Source organism: Citrobacter sp. Cpo061 (genome assembly GCF_030332845.1).
Taxonomy (GTDB): domain Bacteria; phylum Pseudomonadota; class Gammaproteobacteria; order Enterobacterales; family Enterobacteriaceae; genus Citrobacter; species Citrobacter portucalensis.
On record NZ_JAOWHB010000036.1, the window covers coordinates 478339 to 497000 of the forward strand.

Sequence of the window (18662 nt, forward strand, 5' to 3'; positions counted from 1 at the left end):
TCTCTATTCAGAAATGTCGCACATGATATGTTTCACCCGAGTGTATTCCTCGAGTGAATAAGATGAGAGATCTTTGCCGTACCCCGATTTTTTGAACCCGCCGTGCGGCATCTCGGCACACAGAGGAATGTGATTGTTAATCCACACCGTGCCAAAATCGAGGTCAATGCTGAAGCGTTGGGCGCGACCATGGTTACTGGTCCAGACGCTGGCGGCAAGACCATACTCCACATCATTCGCTTTGTGTAGTACCTCTTCGTCAGTAGAAAACGACTGAATAGTCATTACCGGGCCAAATACTTCATGCTGAATAGCTTCATCATTTTGATGCAAACCGGAGACGATCGTCGGCTCAAAATAGAAGCCTGGACCAGATCCTGCGCGCCCACCGGTTTCAATTTTTGCATGTGCCGGTAAACGCTCAATAAAGCCTTTCACCTGCTCCAGCTGATTCCGGCTATTCAATGCGCCGTACAGTGCATTTTGATCTTCTGGCGGCCCAAATTTGATACTTTTTGTTTTCTGGATCAGTTTTTCCAGAAACTCAGCGTAGATAGATTGCTCTACCAGAATCCGCGTTGCCGCTGTGCAATCCTGCCCGGCATTGAAAAAGCCTGCTGTGGTAATCGTCGCAATCGCCTTGTCCATATCCGCATCGGCGAATACGATTGCGGGCGCTTTCCCACCCAATTCCAGGTGTGCTCGGGTCAGATTTGCCGCCGCCGAAGCCGCAACCTGCAAACCCGCACGGACCGAACCGGTAATCGAGACCAGTGAGGCTTTCGGGTTTGAAACCACCAGCGAACCAGTGCTGGCTTTGCCCAATACAACGTTAAATGCCCCTCTCGGGAACAACGGTGCGGCCAGTTCAGCCAACAGCAGCGTACTGACTGGCGTGGTGTCGCTTGGTTTTAGCACCACCGTGTTGCCTGCCGCCAGCGCTGGTGCAATCTTCCACACCGCCATCATGAACGGGTAGTTCCACGGCGTCACTTGCCCAACAATACCCAGCGGTTCACGACGAATGGTTGAAGTAAATCCTGAGGAATATTCTCCGGCCGCCTTTCCTTCAAGACAGCGCGCCGCACCGGCAAAAAAGCGGATGGCATCGCAAGATGCTGCGATCTCCTCTTTCTCAATAAAATGGCGAAGCTGACCGGTTTCCTGGCTCTGCGCGGTTACCAGTCGCTCAACGTTGCGTTCAATCTCATCGGCCAGCCGCAATAACGCCTTTTGCCGCTGTGCCGGCGTCGATTTTCTCCAGATGCTAAACGCCGCCTCCGCTGCTGAGTAAGCCTGCTCTACCTCCGCCTCGTTAGCGTTGGGAGATATTGCGTACGTTTCACCGTCAACCGGACTCACCAGTTCGAAGCTATCTTCGCTACTGCCTGCTACATAGTGCCCATTAATAAAATGCTTCAGGGTTTTCATGTTTGTCTCCTGCCAATTAATACATAAAGAATCTTATGTAATATATATATTGTAAAATTTTTTCAAATGCGCAACATTGACACTATGATAAGCCTCGCATTTTTAACTTAGTTTTCACATTTGCAGGATGAGGCTTTTTATTGCCAGCTGACGCGTTACGCCCAGCTCATCATAAGGTTATCGGGACACACATCCGCTTGTGCAGTGACGTTGCGCCCAGGCATGTAAAATAACTCGGCCATTCTTACCTTCCTTGCCCGACGGGCATGTGTTAAAAATGGTCGTTGTTTCAGGGAATTGAGTACAGAAAAGATTATGATTACTCACGCGGTCATATTTGCGCCTATCGGGCAGGTCAGTCGTTCAGACCAGATAGTCCAACGCCTTTCAAATGCCATTATCACGGGGTTGCTGGAGCCAAAAGAACAGCTCCCCAACGAAACTGATTTGGCAAAGATGATGGGTGTCTCACATATCACTATCAGGGAAGCGCTAAACACGCTTCGGGCTAATAATCTTATCCATACGGTTCGTGGTCGTAATGGCGGGAGTTTCGTTTGCGAAAATATTGATGGCAAAAATAGCGCCCTGCATCCGTTCAAGGCGATCAGTACGGATTATCTGTCTGATCTGGGTGAAATGCATTGCGCCATTATTAGCCATAGCGCGAGGCTGGCTTCCCGACGGATGACCGGTGCGGATATCGCCAAATTTCGCGAGTTTGTCGAGGTGCTCAGAAAGGCAAACTCACCTGAGCTGATGACCCAGGCCGATATGCGTTGTCTGCTGGCGATTGCCGCCAGTTCGCATTCAGCGCGACTGGCCAATCAGGAGCTGCAGGTTCAGGCTGAATGGGCATCGCTGGTGGCGATACTTTATCGCACAGACAGTATTCATGCAGAAATTATCGCGCTTTATTCGGCGCTGGCCGATGCGCTGGCTGCTCACAACGAGGCAGAGTCAGTACAGTTTGCCACGCGGATCATCGACACGTTTACCTACTACCTTATTGAAAAAAAGCTGAAATATAACTCGAACTGACAATCAGTGAAGGCAGGACAGACAATGAGCTCTTCGACATCCCTAAGCGCATTAATTCGTAAAATTGATGACATTACTGTTTCTACCGTAGATTCTACCGTTGCGCTGGCGAGGAGCATCCATGAGGCGATTTCAGGGGTACAAAAGGCCTCAGCCGAGGTCGTTCTCGACCCCTCAGTCAGATCCACCGTTCAACAGCACATCAAGCGCACGCTCAATAACAACCATTACTGCTCAGGGGCAGGATTCGCCAGCCATATTGAGAGCACCGCAACCACAAAAGAGTACTGGTTGCTGGAGTGGTGGTATAAGAAAGATAATGGTTTAAGCCAGGCGCATCTGGATTTGGATCAGGCCACGCAACAACGACTGGATTTCAGAACCTTTGAGTGGTTTAAGCATTCTCCTCCGGCAGGCAAAGCCTATATCCACGGCCCCTACGTCGACTATATTTGCAATATCTCCTATACCCTAACGTCAGCCGTCCCGGTCTACTACAACAACCAGTTTCTCGGTGTTGCCGCGGTCGATCTGCTGGTCAGTCAGATAGAAGCCGAACTGCTTTCCTGTGCCCATCCTGACTATGTGATTCTGACTAATCTGGAAAACAGGATCATTTTCTCCAGTTGGCCACGTTTTCGCGTGGGTGAATTGCTGTCACCTGCAAACAGTACCGTGGTGTATCGGAGCGACTACTTTATCCTTTATCACTATCAAAACTAAGGGCCCGAAGGCCCTTAGTTTTTAGTTATCCTGCCCCATATTGAGCTTATTGGCGTAGGCAATGGCGTCGTTTTCCGGCGCCGCTGAACGACCAAACGGACGGGTCAGGAACATATAAATAAGCCCCGAGCCAACAACAATCGCCAGGCCGAACAGGACCGTCCAACGGTCGATGAAGTCGCTGCTGTCTGCCGGTTGCGCCAGTAACCAGATCCCGCACAATCCGTAAGCTAACGCCAGCACATTCACGATTACGCCCCAACCGCCAATGGTCCACTCCCCCGCCGGTTTCCAGCCTTTCAGACGCTGACGCAGCGCGGCCAGCACAACCATCTGGAACGAGATGTAAATCCCGATAACAGCAAACGCGGTGATACGCGACAGGTTATCTGGCTGGAAATAAACCCAAACGCAGATGATCACTGGCAGCAGGTAACTGACGACCATGGCATTATCCGGAACACCATTTTTAGAGATTTTGGCCATCCATTCACTTCCCGGCAGCATTCTGTCGCGGGAGAAAGAAAAGATAAGACGGCTTAACGCAGCCTGCAGAGACAAAATGCACGACAACATGGCGATAATTGCAACCACGATAAAGACAGTCGCGCCAGTTTCGCCCAGAGCTTCATTAAGGATTGCCGGGATCGGATCGGACGTTTTGCCATTCACGATGCTGACCAGATTCGGTGAAGCCAGCAAATAACCCATAACAGAAATAATGGCGGAAATCGCGCCGAATACGATGCTTAAAATCATCGCCACCGGGATCTTTTTACTCGGATTCTGCACCTCTTCCGCAACGTTACCGCAGGCCTCAAAGCCAAAGAACATAAACAGTCCCATCAGCGCAGCAGACATAAATGCGGTGGAGTAGCTGCCGTCATGAGCCAGCACGCCCATCGAGTCAAAAATCACGGAGAACGGCTGTGAACGGTGGAAAATCAGCAGATAAATCCCCAGCGCGATCACGCTGACAATTTCACACCAGAAGCCAATTTTTGCCACCCGGGCCAGATTTTTAGTCCCGGACATATTAACGGCCATCATCAACAGCAGCAGCAGGACGGAAGTCACCAACATCGTGGCCGGCGTCTGACCATAGTGGAAGAGTGATTCAACAAACGTTGATGTATATTCCGCGATCGACGTAATGGTGACCACCAGCGCCCACAGGTAGATCCAGGCGGCGATCCACGCATACTTCTTGCCCCACAACCTTCTGGCCCAGGGGTAAAGCCCGCCGGTTATCGGATACTGGGAAGCGACCTCACCAAACACCAATGCCACCAAAAGTTGCCCACATGCGACGATTAAAATCCACCATACTGCGGGCGGCCCCGCCAGCGTTACGGCCAGCGCAAACAGCGAATATACGGCGGTAAGCGGCGACAGGTAGGTAAAACCCAACGCAAAGTTTGAAATAAGACCGATCGAGCGATTGAACTGTTCTTTGCCATCTTTTTGAAAATTATCGTTTTTCTTATCAGGTGTCTGTTCCATATTGCTTTCTCTTTTGTGGAATAGTCGCAGGGTTGAACAATTAATGTATAAAAGATATTAAGTTATATGTATAGTGATTTTGTCGCAGATTTGTTAAAAATGATCGCGCATCACGTTAATGAAAAAGTGGAGATAAAACGGTAGAGAGAGCGAGAATTTTGCGGTATTTACAACCAACGATTCTTTAGCAATTGCGAACCATAGGCTATTTTGGCGGATAAATACGCACAGCGGATTGCGTTCGATGCTAAGTAGCAAGAATCGCTGCTGTTAAGCAACATTTTTGCAATATAATAACGTGATGTTAAACGCTGAACCTGAGCAGGTGAATGATGGAAATTGATCTCGATAATCTGGTCTTTGATGGACTGGAAGAAGCGCAAGAGCGTAACGCTGAACGTCTGGAAGATGCAGACAAGAAAGCGCAGGAAATTATTGCTGATAATGACTGCGGCGACGCCTGCAAAATCTGATTTCCAAACCGGCGCAATGCCGGTTTTTTATCGCCTGTTAACCCCACCCACTTCAGCCCGTATACCGTAAGGCCTCAATCAGTTGGGCAAAGGCGGCGGTATGCTGTTTTCGGCTGGGATAGTACAAATAATAGCCAGGAAAAGGTTCGCACCAGTCCTCCAACACTTTTTCCAATGCCCCCTCTGCAACAGCCTGCTCGACGGTGTCTTCCGGCACAAAAGCCAGCCCCATTCCCGCCATCGCTGCGCTAATTCGCGGGGGTAGATTGTTAAAAATAAGCTGCCCTTCCACCCGTACGCGCAAATCTTGCCCGTCTTTAGCAAACTCCCAGGCGTATAATCCGCCCAACGTCGGCATGCGCATGTTAATACAGCTGTGATTTTGCAGGTCGTGAGGGGTTTGCGGTTTGCCATGACGAGCAAAATACGCCGGTGACCCCACCACTACCATGCGCCAGTCCGGGCCAATTCTGACGGCTACCATGTCTTTTGCCACCTGCTCACCGAGCCGAATACCCGCGTCATAACGGCCAGTCACAATATCCGTCAGACTATTGTCGATGGTCATTTCCACATTAACATCAGGGTAAGCCTGCAAAAACGGCTCCAGCGCGGGCCAGACGGTAGATTGCAATGCATGTTCGCCCAGCGTCAGGCGGATGTTACCGGCCACGCGCTGACGGACATCGGTTAATGCCAGCAGCTCTGTTTCAATGTCATCAAAACGCGGGCTGATACTGTTGATAAGCCGTTCTCCGGCTTCGGTCGGCGCAACGCTGCGCGTGGTGCGGGTCAGAAGCCGTACATCCAGCCGCTCTTCAAGCCCACGAATCGCATGGCTTAGCGCGGATTGCGAAACCCCAAGTTTTGCCGCTGCCCGGGTAAAACTACGCTCGCGGGCAACGATAATGAGATAATAGAGATCGTTAAAATTATCACGCAGCATGCTTATCCCCACTCCAGACCTGTTGTGATATATGGTACAGGTCCGGAGGGTATTCCAGTAGCATTTCTGGACATTAGCACAGCTCAATCTTATTCAAGCGTGCTCTCACACAAAAACAAAATGCGAATTATTACCAGGCTTATGCACGATTTTACCTTTCACTCCTGCATTATTTTCACCCGCTATTAACACATCCTTCACTAATAACATTTTGTATATAGATAAGAATTTTTTCTTATTTTGTCCCAACCGTAAGTTATGGGAGCGTAAAAAGCACAAACCAAAAAACTACAGGGATTTCATACAATGATGGCAACGAAAACTTACCGCGCTAAAAAAACACTGCTGGCATTGGGCGTGCTGCTGGCCTCAGGACTTACCGTCTCGCAGGTTCAGGCTGACCAACTGGCCGATATCAAAGCCGCAGGCGTCGTAAAAGTCGCGACATTTGACGCGAATCCTCCGTTTGGCTCCGTCGATGCCAAAACCCATAAGATTGTCGGCTACGACGTTGATTTTGCCGAAGCGCTGGCCAAATCCCTGGGTGTAAAACTGGAACTTGTAGCGACCAATCCGGCAAACCGCATTCCGTTATTACAATCTGGTAAAGCTGATTTAATCGTCGCAGATATCACGATTACACCTGAACGGGCGCAGGTAATAGATTTCTCCGTTCCTTATTTTGTTACCGGCCAGCAGTTCCTTGTGCCAGCAAAATCTCCGGATAAGCTCGATGAATACAGCAAAGCACGCATCGGCGCGGTAAAAGGCACTACTGGTGAACAGGCACTGCATCAGCGCTTCCCGCAGTCGCGCGTGTTGGCCTACGACGATATCCCGCTGGCGTTAACCGCGCTACGCAACGGCAATGTTCAGGCCATTACCCAGGACAGTACGATTCTGGCCGGTTTATTAGGCGCTGCGCCGGATAAAGCGGATTTCAAAATTTTGCCGGACCTGCTGAGTAAAGAAGAGATCGGCGTGGGGGTAAAAAAAGGCGAACCCGCGCTGTTAAAAGCCGTCAACGATGAACTTTTGAAGCTGGAGTCTACCGGTCAGGCAGCAAAAATTTATGATGTGTGGTTCGGCCCTGAAACCAAAAATCCGCAGCCCCGCGCCTTTAAAATAGAAGCCCAGTAATATGCTCTCAGCTCTTTTTCATCGTTCCGCAGCTTCGGCTGCGGATTCTACCCAATTGGGTCAGGCAAGCGTAAAACTGCACAATGTGTTTAAACAGTATGACGCTCATACCGTACTTAACGGCGTCAGCCTGGCAGTTGAACCTGGTGAAGTGGTGACTATTCTGGGGCCTTCCGGCTCAGGAAAATCCACTCTTATACGTCTTATCAACCAGCTTGAGTCGCTCACCGGTGGCGAAATCTTCATTGATGGTAAACCGATTAGCAAGTTGCGCGGGGCGGCGTTACGCCAGCTACGTAGCCGTATCGGTTTCGTATTTCAGCAATTCAATCTCTATTCGCACCTGACTGCGCTGCAGAACATCGCACTGGCGCTGGAATATGTTCACGGCTGGAACAAGACGGAAGCGGATCGTCGGGCTCTTGAGTTGCTGGAAAAAGTGGGACTGGCGGAAAAAGCCAACGCCTATGCCGCGCAGTTGTCCGGTGGGCAGCAGCAGCGCGTGGCCATCGCCCGCGCACTGGCTTCGTCTCCACAAATTATTCTGTTTGATGAGCCCACTTCCGCGCTGGATCCGGAAATGATCGGCGAGGTATTACAGGTAATGAAAAATTTGGCCCACAGCGGTATCACCATGATCGTCGTGACCCACGAAATGCATTTTGCCCGCGAAATTGCCGATCGGGTGGTTTTCATCGATGGTGGCGATATTCTGGAAGTGGCCGCGCCGGAGGATTTTTTCGTCCGACCACAGCACCCGAGAACCCAGCGTTTCCTGAAAAAAGTGCTCGACCCGTTACACCAGGAGTCATCGTCATAATGCATGCAATGGACTGGCAGGGGGTGCTGAGCGGGCAACCCCTGCAATGGATAATTTCCGGTTTTCTCACCACGCTCTGGGTGACGCTGGCGGGTATTGTGCTCGCCACGCTCATTGCCATCTCACTGCTCGGCCTGCGCCTGACGGGCAATCGTCTCGCTAAAGCGATGGTCGGGGTGTGGGTCTCGGTGTTTCGCAACACGCCTTTACTGGTGCAACTGATGTTCTGGTATTTTGCCGCCTGGAACTGGCTACCCCGTAACGTCATTAGCTTTATCAATGCCGATCATCCATGGTCAATTTTGCCGGGTGATGTCTGGTGGTTAACGCCGGAATTTATCTGTTCAGCATGGGGGTTGGGGGTATTTACCTCAGCATTTTTGGTTGAAGAGATCGCTTCGGGTTTACAGGCTGTTTCTGCCGGACAACGCGAGGCTGCCGTGGCGCAGGGGTTTTCATCCTGGGCGATATTTCGTCACATTCTGCTGCCTCAGGGGCTGGCAAACGCCTGGCAACCGATTGTTGGCCAATATCTCAACCTGATGAAGCTTTCCTCGCTTGCCAGCGGTATTGGATTTGCTGAGCTCACCTACCAGGTACGGCAAATTGAGAGCTACAACGCGCACGCGCTGGAAGCCTTTGCCGTTGGCACTGCACTCTATCTGTTTACCGGCATCGTTCTGGGTATGCTGCTTACCCGTCTTGGCCCGCAGTCTGCGTCGGGTAAATCGTCAAAGATAAGAATGCGCATCTTCAGCGTCAGGAGCATACTGCATGATCGCTAATGTTTCGGTCATTACCGACAATCTTGACTATCTCCTGTGGGGACGTGTAGCTGAGGGGCAACCCGGTGGCGTCCTGCTCACTTTGCTGATGGCTATCGGTGCGGCTTTGCTGGCGCTGCCTGGCGGGATCGTTCTTGCCTGTTGTGCCTGGCGATTTCCGGGCGCGGTTCGCAACGGGTTGTTTATCTGGGCGGAATTTATTCGCGGCATTCCGCTCATCTTTGTGATTTTCTGGATGTGGTATTTGCTACCCATGCTGACCGGAAGCGATCTGCCCGGTGCCGTTACCGTGACGCTGGCGCTGGCATGGTTCACCGCCGCCTCGGTGATGCACTCGGTGTATGCTGGAATTAGCGCACTGCCTGGCGGGCAATATGAAGCGGCAGTCGTTCAGGGTTTTCGCCCGGATCAGGCCCTGTGGCTTATCTTGCTGCCGCAGGTGCTGCGTAACGTACTACCGTCGCTGACAGGGATTTTTATTGGGCTGCTGAAGGACACGTCACTGGCGTTTATCGTTAACGTGCCGGAACTCACGACAGTTGCCGGTCAGGTTAACAGCCGGGTGCAAATTTACCCCGCAGCCATTTTTATCTTTACCGGGCTGGTTTATTACCTGCTGTGCTTTAGCCTTGAAAAAATCACCCAGCGCCGATTCGCACTAAAATGACCTCTCGGCTCAGCATTCCACGAACTGATGGTCTTCGTTGAGCCGATATTTCACGCCCGCCCGAATGTTATTTTCCCCTTCAACGGCAAGCGCAAAACGCATTCTTTCGCCATCGTGATAAGCCAGCGCCGCACATCCGCCGGGACCAAGAATTATCGAGTCGACAGCACCGGTACTGGCAACAACGGCGTTCTCTCCGCTGGCAATAATGTGGATATTGTCCGCGCAGTTAGCGATTTTCGCCTCTGCGCCAAAACAGGCCAGTTGGGTTAAATCACCGCTACTGGCAATCCGATTTCGGTCGCCGAGTGAACTGATACGTACGCGCATGCCGGTACTGGCAATACGTGTTCCATCGCCCACACTGCTGATACGCGCCGAGTTTCCCGCAATCGCTATTCGCCCGCGATCGCCTGAACTGCCGATATGCGTGTTATAGCCTACACAGCCAATCCGTGCGCTGTAACCGGCACAGGCGATCTGTGCAGCATACCCGGCGCTGGCAATTTTAACGTTGTCACACGCACTGCTAAATCGGGCATAATCTTCCGCACTCGCCAACGGACGACTAGTTTCCCCCGCGGCTTGCTCACAGGAAATATTCCCCATTGCGTCAATATCCTGCTGAGCAAAACTCGCCTCTTCCCGCCATTTTGACCAGCCGTATTCCACCAGGCTATTTGCCCAATCGGAATACCCTTCCCGCTGGAGCGCACGATGAACATCGGCATAGCTTCCTCCTGCGGGAAACGCACGTAGAAACCAGCGGTACATGACGGGCCCAACACGCCAGGCCCGTAAGTCACTTCGCGTAATCATCATCGCTTAATGCCGGTGGTAGCCATCCACCATACACTTAAAGGTTTCGCCCGGCGTGCGCCCCGTAGTGCAGAGATAAAGATGCCCAAAAATGAAAAACAGACTGACTATTGCCAGCGCAAAATGCGCCTGAAGCAGCCAGTAACGCACCCCGGGGAACAGATCGCCGACGACCGTCGGGTAAAGCGATAACAATCCAGTGATCAGTAGCAGTGGCAACAAACCATACATCACGCCAACATAGGCCGCCTGCTGTAACGGATTAAATTTAGAGCGAGGTGAGGCCGGAAATGGGTGTGACTCGCCCTGCATAATGCCAAACAGGTAAAAACGAGTTTGTCTTTGCGCACGTGCGATCCAGCCCTGACGTTGAATAATATAGTGATGTCCGTTGCCGCCAATCAGGTTGATCAGCACAAAACCAATCCAGCAGGCAAGTAGCAAAAAGCCACAAACCTCATGAACGGTGAGCAGGCTTTTCATTACCGGTGCGCTAACGGCAGAGAAGTGATTGACCAGGCCACTAACCAGAAGCAACAGAAATAACAGCGCATTCGACCAGTGCCACAGGCGGACAGCCTTCGAATATAAATAGACCTTCTCACCATGCCCTGCCGACGCTTTATGCGCCGCCCGAAAGCGCAACATGGCGTGAAGCGCCAGCACCAGCCACATTCCCACCAGCATTAACCCGGCAACGACTAACCACACAGGCCAGTAGTCCGGTGAAAACAGGGGGACATACTGTGCAAGTTGGGCGTGAAACTGTTCGGCATTCTGCGACGCGTTCATACATTTTCCTTTTTAATCAAATGTTGACCGAACCGACGATACAGATGGGGTTTCCCGGCGCCTGCAAGTTGATATTCGTAATACTTGTTTTCTCGCAACCAGGTCTGAATTTCCGGGCTATCTTCACGACCGAAAATCAGCGCATGTTCCGGGCAAGCGTTAACACAGATCGGAGGGAAACCTTTTGCCAGCCGAGATTCAGCGCAGAAGTCGCATTTATCCGCCACTTTAGTTTGCGGGTTGAGATAGCGCACCTGATAAGGACACGCGCCAATACAGTAACTGCAGCCAATACAGCAAGACGTATCTACTCGCACAATACCGTTCTCATCTCGCCAGGAGGCACCGGTCGGACACACCTCAATACAAGGTGCATCATCACAATGCTGGCAGGACTGACGGAAGTAGTGATACAGCGTTTCGTTGTCGTTATCGGTTACCGGAATATGCGCTATAGACAAACGGCTGCCCTGGTCAGGTACATGGTTGGTTTTCCGGCATGCACGAGCGCAAATATTGCATCCGTTACACAGTGATTCGTCGTGAATCATGACGTAACGAACGGCTTTAGGGCTCCTGGTACTCGCTAACAGATTTTGACCTGGGCCGGTAAAAAAAATCACCGTCCCCATGCCAATGACAAATTTTCGTCGGGTGAAGGACATCGGGTTATCCTCTAATGCTGTGACAGTGGTCGTCCACACATTCCATGACATCAACCTGAATATTTCAGGGGTTCTGATACTGCTCAACCTCAAGCCATTCACAAAGGCCGTACGCTTTGCCATAACTCATAAAACGTTCGCTGAACAAATAAGGCTCCGCATTTGACGATTCCACAGTACTTATATCTGCGTAATCAGGGTGCGTTTCCATGGCCGTGAGCGCCGCTGAAATCTGCTGAGACTCAAAGCTGTACGGCGGTTGCGTCAACATGGCGACCTTATAGGGGCGAGGATACGTTCGACAGTCGAAGCGTACCGCCTCGGCAATCGCACGGCAGATGTCGTTTTCCACCACCTGCACGCACATACCGGCGTAGTTTGCCGTCATGGTTTGCGTTGAGTAGAAATAGACATCTTCCGCACCCTGCACACGGGTGATATCCGCGTTATTCGCGTCCTGGCACAGCACATCCAGCAGCGCGGAGAGATCGGCTTCAGGGATCGAATAAGGTGGCTGCAGAAACACGCTGCGCGCCACCAGGTGCCCCGATGCCGAATGCTGGCGGATAAAATCTGCCACAATCGACTCCGGGCTGGCGGCTTCCTGAACCTGCGGCGCAGTCACCCGCTCGACCGGCGGGTGAAACGCCTGTAACCAGTGTCTCTTTTGGCTATCAACCTCGTCAGGAAGCGCCCCAACGGGTGCCTGAACGTTGCTCACGTTAGTCATCTCGCGTTCCTTACGCTGGCAACAGATCCTGCGCAGCCAAATCGGCTGCCACGTCTTCAAGTCCGAGTCGATTCAGGGTTTCACGCGTTGGGCAACCCAACTCGGGATCCCAGCCCATTTCCTGATAGAACATCGTCAGTGACTGGCGCATATCCTCCCTGTCCATCTTGTCGGTGCCTTCGGTGAAGACCGGAATTTTTGGGTCTTTATCAAACACCCAGGAGCAGATGAGATCGTGTTCATTACGCATATCTTTGGTTTGCATCAGTTTGACCGTATAGGCTCGATGCAGGGTAAAGATGCGTTCAGCGGCCAGGTCCAGACTCGCCTGCGTGGTTTCATCACCGGTGACTGCCTGGAAGAATTTCGCTTCCAGATCCAAATCTCCGCGATAGTTGCGGCTCTTGAGTGGTGAAACCGTCATCGGCCAAACCCAGTTACACAGCGTAACCGCGTTATGCAGGCAGACTTTCAGCAGTGTCCATTTGGCATATTTGATCTTGGCGGCATTGATTGGGGTATAGTTTTTGGTTTCGTCATAGGCGTCCTGCGACCCAAATAACTCACCCGCCACTTCGCGCTGTAATTTCAGCGGCAAACCGGAACCGATGAAGTTGATATGGGTGTGCGCCATACAGTCACGGTTAAACATACAGTTGGTGATCGCCCCCACCTGCGCCGAGGCTTCGTTTGCATGATGGACCGGAAAACCAAACGGCGACCACAGTTTATTTTTGGCATAACCCCAGTACTCTTCGCCCAAATCCCAGCGTTCAGCAATGGCATACGAACCGTCCGCAAGATGACTGAGTTCCCCCACGCGATGCGCCAGTCGATAGTAAAAATCTTTGATAAAGTTAGGATCGCCCGCCTCCAGTTGATCCCAACGGATCTCCGCGTACTCTGCGGCTGGCAGCACGCGTTTAAAGACGCCTTTCGAATAACAGTAGGTAAAGTCACGGTGCAGCTGGCCGTAGTTACACCAGATACCGTAATCGTCAAACAGGTTCAGTCCGATCAGGTTCCCTACGACTCGCCCATCGTCTTTATCGTCAAAATCTTTCGGGCCATTGGGGAAAATGGTGGTGTGAACAAAGTTCGCCACGCAGGTGTTGCCGCCGGTACTCGGCACGCCAAAATCCTTCACCCGCGGGACATTTAGCTGCGACATACAACGAATAGGGCATGAATGGCAGCCGCTCATTTTGACCGTGTATTTTTCTGCGGCTGGACCCAGATCGAACACCGATTTATAGGTACGGAAACCCACCGTATTTTGGTTTCCCGGCGGGATTTCACCGGTTTCGATTGGCCCCCCTTCTGCCGCGCCCCAGAAAAGTCCCTTACGGGCTGTCCAGCGCGAGTTTGGCGAAGAGTATTCTGCCCAGGCCTGCGGGGTGCTTGGCACAACGTGGTTGTTGTTGGCGCCGATAAGCTCGGTCATCATGTAGTCATTGAGACGCTTCATCTCTTTACGATCGGCAATGTTGACGCCTTTGGTCCCTTCTACCGCAATGGCCTTCAGGTTTTTAGAACCCATCACCGCACCCGTACCTGCACCGCCGCTGTGGTTGCGGCTGTTGATCATGCAGGACAGTGGCACCAGATTCTCACCCGCCTGCCCAATAGCGGCAACGCAGGTTTCAGGGCTGGTAATCCGGCAAATCTCTTCGGTTGTGGCGCGAGTCCCCTTGCCCCACAAGAAATCGGCTTTTTCGATGCTGACTTTATCGTCTTTGATGTTGATCCAGACCGGTGATGCGGACTTGCCTTCAATAATAATGGCGTCGTAACCGGCGAATTTCATTTGTGCAGCAAAGAAACCGCCCATATGGGCATCTACGACTAAGTTACCTTTGGTAAACGTCGATAAGGAGGTGATATTGACGCGGGAGCTACAGGGAGCGCCTGACCCCGTCAATGGTCCGGTGGCAAAAACCAGTTTATTCCCTTCATCAAAAGGCATGGTGCCTGGCGGGACTTCGTCGTACATAATTTTATAACCAAAGCCCATCCCACCGACAAATTTTTTAAATTTACTGGAATCTTCAAGGGTGATATTACCCGTGGTGAGATTGACCCGTAAAATATTACCTGTCCAACCATTAGCCATCATGTTTTCCTTTGCAAGAAGGTTTAATAGATATACCCGCCATTCTTCAGGCAGCTTTTTGATCTAAAACTGCAGTATTTTTGGCAATTAATGGCGCGAATCAGGTATGCCTGTTATCTATCAAACAGTAATATCTTTCCACTCGATAATTTTTAATGCCCCAGTCGGACAAGCATTGGCGCATTCTCCGCATAACACACATTTTGAGGATTTTTTCGTTTCGGTATTTACGGTCGCCATCATCCACGGGCAGGCTGTGGTACACGCGCTACAGCCAATACAGCGTTTGTGGTCCACCGCAATACAACCGTCTTCTTGTTTCCAGGTAATTGCACCAATTGGGCAGACCTTCATGCACTGCGGATCTTTACATTGTCGGCAGGTGTCAGCGGTATAGTTTAAATCGCCATACAGCCCACCACCGGACCCGACGCCATCATCGCCAAAGAAGAAATTGCGATGGATTTTTATCCGGGAAAAGAAGGTCCCTACGGCACCATCGTTATAATTGGTACAGGATATTTCACAGCGGTGACAGCCCGTACAGCGGGCTCGCTGGGTCACCAGAACCCCTTTCGGCGTATTGATAAGCCCCACGGTCCCACTATCGACATCTTCCTGCTTACAACCAAATAGGGATAACAGCGCGGGGGCAATCGTTAATCCCGCCAGTCCTTTCCCTGATATCCGCAGGAATTCTAGTCGCGTTAAACCACAATCTAAAAATGGACGATCAACCTGGTTCATTTATTTCGCATCCTCTTCGCAAATGCTGTGGTAGCAACACATCCAGGCTAATTTAAACCAGCGCAGCTCAAGCCATATCGGGCGGTTAATGTTGCCAACAACACGTAAATTTTTGCCCTAACCTGATCGCGTAAATGACGGTGGTTAAACTGAATGAATCTAATCCTTTAGGGTTAGGCGCAGAAATAATGTGGTTATTCAGAATACATAGTCTTGATCGTCATCAATTAAAAAACGGAAGGGATATAATTAATGCGGAGTGAGATTTATTATCATTAAGAAATGGAGTGAAATAGCAGCCCATTTAAATTACAAATATTTGTGAACCCTCTCCCAAATATAATATTGCACGGCCACCGATATATAAATAAATACATATCGATTTATAGTTCTCTACAACCAATTATTAACGGAGATAAATTATATAGATTGATAGATTAACGTATCGAGAATAAGAGGACGGCAAAAAATTTCTGCGGTCCTCTTTTTATGAATTAACCGGCCAATGCTTTAATTACGGTCTCAATAGCCTGTTTTTCTAACTCACTGCGCTTCACGCGCTGGTTAGCAAGGGTGGTTCTCAGTACTCCCGCAATGACGATATGCTTAGGTTCTTGTCCCAGATCGCGCATTTCCAGCACTACTTTACCGACTACTCTGCACATTTCACGGTACAACTCGTCGTCTTTCGTCTGATTTCCCATTTTTGCCCGCTCGTCATTAACTCAAACCAACAGCATATATCACTCTGAGGATTTAGACAAAATTCAATGAAAATCAAATAAATGTCATCATTCTACTGAACTCTCTGAAGTCGATTAACGAGCTCAGCAAGACTTCCTGCCTGCATTTTTTCCATCACCCGCGCCCGGTGCACTTCAACCGTACGCACGGCAATATTCATGGCATCAGCAATTTCCCGATTCATTAACCCTTTTGCTACCAGATGCGCCAGTTCCCGTTCTTTTGGCGTAAGTTGTTGGTAGCATGAGATGATCTCTTGTCGCGAGAACGCCGCTGCCGAGACCTGCAAGGCATGTTCTAATGCTGCCTGCAGCGGCACGGCTGACACCGGTTTTTGCAAAAAATCGACCGCGCCACGTTTCATTTGCTCAACCGCCATCGGCACGTCGCCGTGCCCGGTGAGAAAGACCACCGCCAGCGTACTTGCTTTCTGACGCATGATTTCATGCACAGCGTGCCCATCCAGTACCGGCATACGCATATCCAGCAGTAGTACGCCCACCTGGTGCAGATTTGCCTCGGCGAGGAATTTCTCGCCTTGCTCCCAGCAAGACACTTCATATCCCAGACTTTCCAATAAAAACGCACAGGCCTGGGTAACAGCAATGTCGTCATCCAGCAGATGAATTATCGCCACTACGGCCTCCTTCCTGATTTGGCTTAAAATACAATGTCACTCTCGCCCCCGCTTTGCCGTCCGGGGCCTGCTGATTTTTGATCTCAATATCTCCGTTTGCGTAGCGCACCAGTCGCTGACAAATGGCCAGTCCTAGTCCCATACCTTCTTTGCGGGTGGTCATAAACGGCTGAAACGCCTGATACAACTGAGCCTCGTCAATACCTCCGGCATTATCCTGCACCTGAATACGCACGCCGCCATCCTTATGCAGGGCGCTAAACCATACCGTCGTAGCGCCTGCCTGGGCGGCATTGAGTACCAGGTTAGCCAGCACCTGCTCAAGAAGAACGCTTGGCAGCATCAACGTTAACGCCTTACTAACCTGCGTGTGCAGCGTTATCGCCGGGAATTGCTGGGGCATACGCAGTAATTGCCAGACGTGATGGATAGCATCGTGAACGTTGATGGCTTGCCAGTCATCGGTGAGTACCGGATTGCCCTGTGCCTGGCTGACCCACTGCCGGAGATTGCGCAGCGTATCGGCTCCTCGTTGTGCCTGGGCGTCTATGTGCTCAAGCGCGGGCAGCAACGGATGCTGCTCATCCTGACCACGCAGGCGAATTAGACAGCCTTGGGTATAATGACGGATAGCAGACAACGGCTGATTGAGTTCATGGGCAAAACCGGAGGTCATCTCCCCCAGCACGCTCATTTGGCGGGCAGTCTCCAGCGCCTGTTCCTGTTTGTGCAACAACACGTTGTTCCGCTCCAGCTGCCTGCCACGTCGGCGAACCAACAGCATCACCCAGATGTAATTGAGCGTAAGCAACAGCAATACGATGACCACGCCCCCCATCGCCAGTCGGTGTTGAATAAACCAGCTTTTGACATCCAGCCACAGCTGACGCTGCTGCGGATGCTGTCGGACGTCGCGCAGCAACGCTTCTACTTCACGGGTCGAGGCGGGCGCGCCCCAGCGAAACGACGCGTTTTGCGGTGCATTGAACAGTACCCGCGTGACGCGATCGGCCAGCTCGTCACTCACTGCAGGTAGTGCGGCAAATGACCAGTCCGGATAGAGCGGCGTACTGGTTAAACAGGGAATTGAAGTCGGATGATTCAACACGGTCATAAAATCGGTTTTACGGATGAGGCCTTCTTCATCCATTTTTTCCAGCAGGCACACCGGCACGATCACCGCCTGCACGGCTTTTTCACGTAATAAATAGAGTAAGGCATCGGCGGGAAATCCGGTAAACGTCAGACGTAAATCACGTTCAGGGCGCAGACCGGCATCACTGAGCGCTTTATATCCCAGCAAATAGCCGCCAAACGCCTGAGCATCAATGGCGCCAACCGTTTTGCCGATCAGATCGTGTGCGGAGGTTAACCCACTGTCGCGCCTGACGAGAATGGCGCTGCCAATCACGTTACTGGTGGCTTTCCCACCACGGGTGGATCGTAACGACGCCAGCCAGCGTAGCGCTGAGTGGCTGTTAAGCTGGACAAACTGCGCCGGATTGGTGACCACAAAGTGTACCGCTCCACGATTCACCGCCTCCTGCATCTGCCGCAGGTCCAGCGGTTGAATATGAAACTGCTCACCGGGGATTTGCTGATTCAACAAGGTTTCCAGCGGCTGCCAGTGATTACGTGTAGAAACCTCCCCGCGCATCGCCAAAACGCCAATGTTCCATGTCTGCGCCCTGACCGCGCCGCTTAGCATCCACAGCGACGCCAGTACCGTCAGACATCTTACTACGTTGCGTCCCACTCAATTATCCCTGTCAATTATGTTGTTTTAGATCAACAACAAGCCGGGTATGTGGTTAACCACAATAGAGTATACCCCGTCACGATTTTTACACTGTAAATCATTGAGATTCTTTATTCATCACACGCAA

The 18662-nt window shown here is 51.3% G+C and carries 19 protein-coding genes; 7 read left to right on the plus strand and 12 right to left on the minus strand.

Translation table 11 applies throughout. The annotated features are described in order from the left end of the window. Positions 1 to 3 precede the first annotated feature (3 nt). Positions 4 to 1431, minus strand: coding sequence for a gamma-aminobutyraldehyde dehydrogenase (locus OGX97_RS08315; RefSeq protein WP_186413448.1), 1428 nt, complete (start codon positions 1429 to 1431; stop codon positions 4 to 6). A 315-nt stretch (positions 1432 to 1746) separates the two neighbouring features. Here OGX97_RS08315 and OGX97_RS08320 point away from each other — a divergent pair, with 315 nt between their 5' ends. Together OGX97_RS08320 and OGX97_RS08325 are read left to right on the plus strand one after the other, a co-directional pair. Then, positions 1747 to 2472, plus strand: coding sequence for a FadR/GntR family transcriptional regulator (locus OGX97_RS08320; protein WP_003029304.1), 726 nt, complete (start codon positions 1747 to 1749; stop codon positions 2470 to 2472). A 24-nt stretch (positions 2473 to 2496) separates the two neighbouring features. After that, positions 2497 to 3195, plus strand: coding sequence for a cache domain-containing protein (locus OGX97_RS08325; protein ID WP_103014626.1), 699 nt, complete (start codon positions 2497 to 2499; stop codon positions 3193 to 3195). 21 nt (positions 3196 to 3216) lie between these two features. On the opposite strand, the gene OGX97_RS08330 is transcribed toward OGX97_RS08325, so the two are convergent. Beyond that, the gene (locus OGX97_RS08330) at positions 3217 to 4698 is read right to left on the minus strand and encodes an APC family permease (RefSeq protein WP_286592227.1); all 1482 of its coding nucleotides are present in this window, start codon (positions 4696 to 4698) and stop codon (positions 3217 to 3219) included. A gap of 332 nt (positions 4699 to 5030) precedes the next feature. Between OGX97_RS08330 and OGX97_RS08335 the strand changes: the two genes are divergently transcribed. Then, positions 5031 to 5171: a hypothetical protein gene (locus tag OGX97_RS08335; RefSeq protein WP_003832695.1), complete on the plus strand. Its 141-nt coding sequence runs from the start codon at positions 5031 to 5033 to the stop codon at positions 5169 to 5171. A 52-nt stretch (positions 5172 to 5223) separates the two neighbouring features. Here OGX97_RS08335 and OGX97_RS08340 read toward each other — a convergent pair whose 3' ends face one another. Next, the gene (locus tag OGX97_RS08340; RefSeq protein ID WP_032943239.1) at positions 5224 to 6117 is read right to left on the minus strand and encodes a LysR family transcriptional regulator; all 894 of its coding nucleotides are present in this window, start codon (positions 6115 to 6117) and stop codon (positions 5224 to 5226) included. Positions 6118 to 6423: 306 nt separating this feature from the next. Between OGX97_RS08340 and OGX97_RS08345 the strand changes: the two genes are divergently transcribed. The 4 genes from OGX97_RS08345 to OGX97_RS08360 are packed head-to-tail and all read left to right on the plus strand — an operon-like array spanning position 6424 to position 9529. Next, positions 6424 to 7257 carry an ABC transporter substrate-binding protein gene (locus tag OGX97_RS08345; RefSeq protein ID WP_235123942.1) on the plus strand — a complete coding sequence of 278 codons (834 nt, stop codon included), beginning with the start codon at positions 6424 to 6426 and terminating at the stop codon, positions 7255 to 7257. Between the two features lies 1 nt (position 7258). Then, the gene (locus tag OGX97_RS08350; protein ID WP_235123944.1) at positions 7259 to 8077 is read left to right on the plus strand and encodes an amino acid ABC transporter ATP-binding protein; all 819 of its coding nucleotides are present in this window, start codon (positions 7259 to 7261) and stop codon (positions 8075 to 8077) included. Then, positions 8077 to 8862: an amino acid ABC transporter permease gene (locus tag OGX97_RS08355; RefSeq protein ID WP_167819870.1), complete on the plus strand. Its 786-nt coding sequence runs from the start codon at positions 8077 to 8079 to the stop codon at positions 8860 to 8862. Before OGX97_RS08350 ends, OGX97_RS08355 begins: the two co-directional genes overlap by 1 nt. Then, the gene (locus OGX97_RS08360) at positions 8852 to 9529 is read left to right on the plus strand and encodes an amino acid ABC transporter permease (protein ID WP_003832686.1); all 678 of its coding nucleotides are present in this window, start codon (positions 8852 to 8854) and stop codon (positions 9527 to 9529) included. The genes OGX97_RS08355 and OGX97_RS08360 overlap by 11 nt, the downstream gene beginning before the upstream one ends. A 9-nt stretch (positions 9530 to 9538) precedes the next feature. On the opposite strand, the gene ydhT is transcribed toward OGX97_RS08360, so the two are convergent. From ydhT to ttrS, 9 genes are all read right to left on the minus strand, one after another. Then, positions 9539 to 10351 (minus strand): protein YdhT, encoded by an 813-nt coding sequence (gene ydhT / locus OGX97_RS08365; RefSeq protein ID WP_149607163.1) that lies wholly within the window; start codon positions 10349 to 10351, stop codon positions 9539 to 9541. Positions 10352 to 10354: 3 nt separating this feature from the next. After that, a complete protein-coding gene (gene phsC / locus OGX97_RS08370; protein ID WP_032943228.1) occupies positions 10355 to 11140 on the minus strand; it encodes a thiosulfate reductase cytochrome B subunit in 786 nt (261 codons plus the stop codon). Continuing rightward, the gene (locus OGX97_RS08375; RefSeq protein ID WP_020996435.1) at positions 11137 to 11805 is read right to left on the minus strand and encodes a 4Fe-4S dicluster domain-containing protein; all 669 of its coding nucleotides are present in this window, start codon (positions 11803 to 11805) and stop codon (positions 11137 to 11139) included. Before OGX97_RS08375 ends, phsC begins: the two co-directional genes overlap by 4 nt. Positions 11806 to 11869: 64 nt before the next feature. After that, on the minus strand, positions 11870 to 12535 hold the full coding sequence (locus OGX97_RS08380) for a YdhW family putative oxidoreductase system protein (RefSeq protein ID WP_235123955.1): 666 nt from the start codon (positions 12533 to 12535) through the stop codon (positions 11870 to 11872). A gap of 10 nt (positions 12536 to 12545) precedes the next feature. Further along, positions 12546 to 14648 carry an aldehyde ferredoxin oxidoreductase gene (locus tag OGX97_RS08385; RefSeq protein WP_048226696.1) on the minus strand — a complete coding sequence of 701 codons (2103 nt, stop codon included), beginning with the start codon at positions 14646 to 14648 and terminating at the stop codon, positions 12546 to 12548. A gap of 120 nt (positions 14649 to 14768) precedes the next feature. Next, a complete protein-coding gene (locus OGX97_RS08390; RefSeq protein ID WP_003029338.1) occupies positions 14769 to 15395 on the minus strand; it encodes a ferredoxin-like protein in 627 nt (208 codons plus the stop codon). 494 nt (positions 15396 to 15889) lie between these two features. Beyond that, complete coding sequence (fumD, locus tag OGX97_RS08395; RefSeq protein WP_003029345.1) at positions 15890 to 16099, minus strand: fumarate hydratase FumD; 210 nt, start codon at positions 16097 to 16099, stop codon at positions 15890 to 15892. Between the two features lie 92 nt (positions 16100 to 16191). Next, entirely contained in the window at positions 16192 to 16776 is a 585-nt protein-coding gene (gene ttrR, locus OGX97_RS08400; protein WP_008784617.1) for a tetrathionate respiration response regulator TtrR, read from the minus strand. Further along, complete coding sequence (gene ttrS, locus OGX97_RS08405; protein WP_279850702.1) at positions 16751 to 18484, minus strand: tetrathionate respiration histidine kinase TtrS; 1734 nt, start codon at positions 18482 to 18484, stop codon at positions 16751 to 16753. The genes ttrR and ttrS overlap by 26 nt, the downstream gene beginning before the upstream one ends. Between the last annotated feature and the right edge of the window lie 178 nt (positions 18485 to 18662).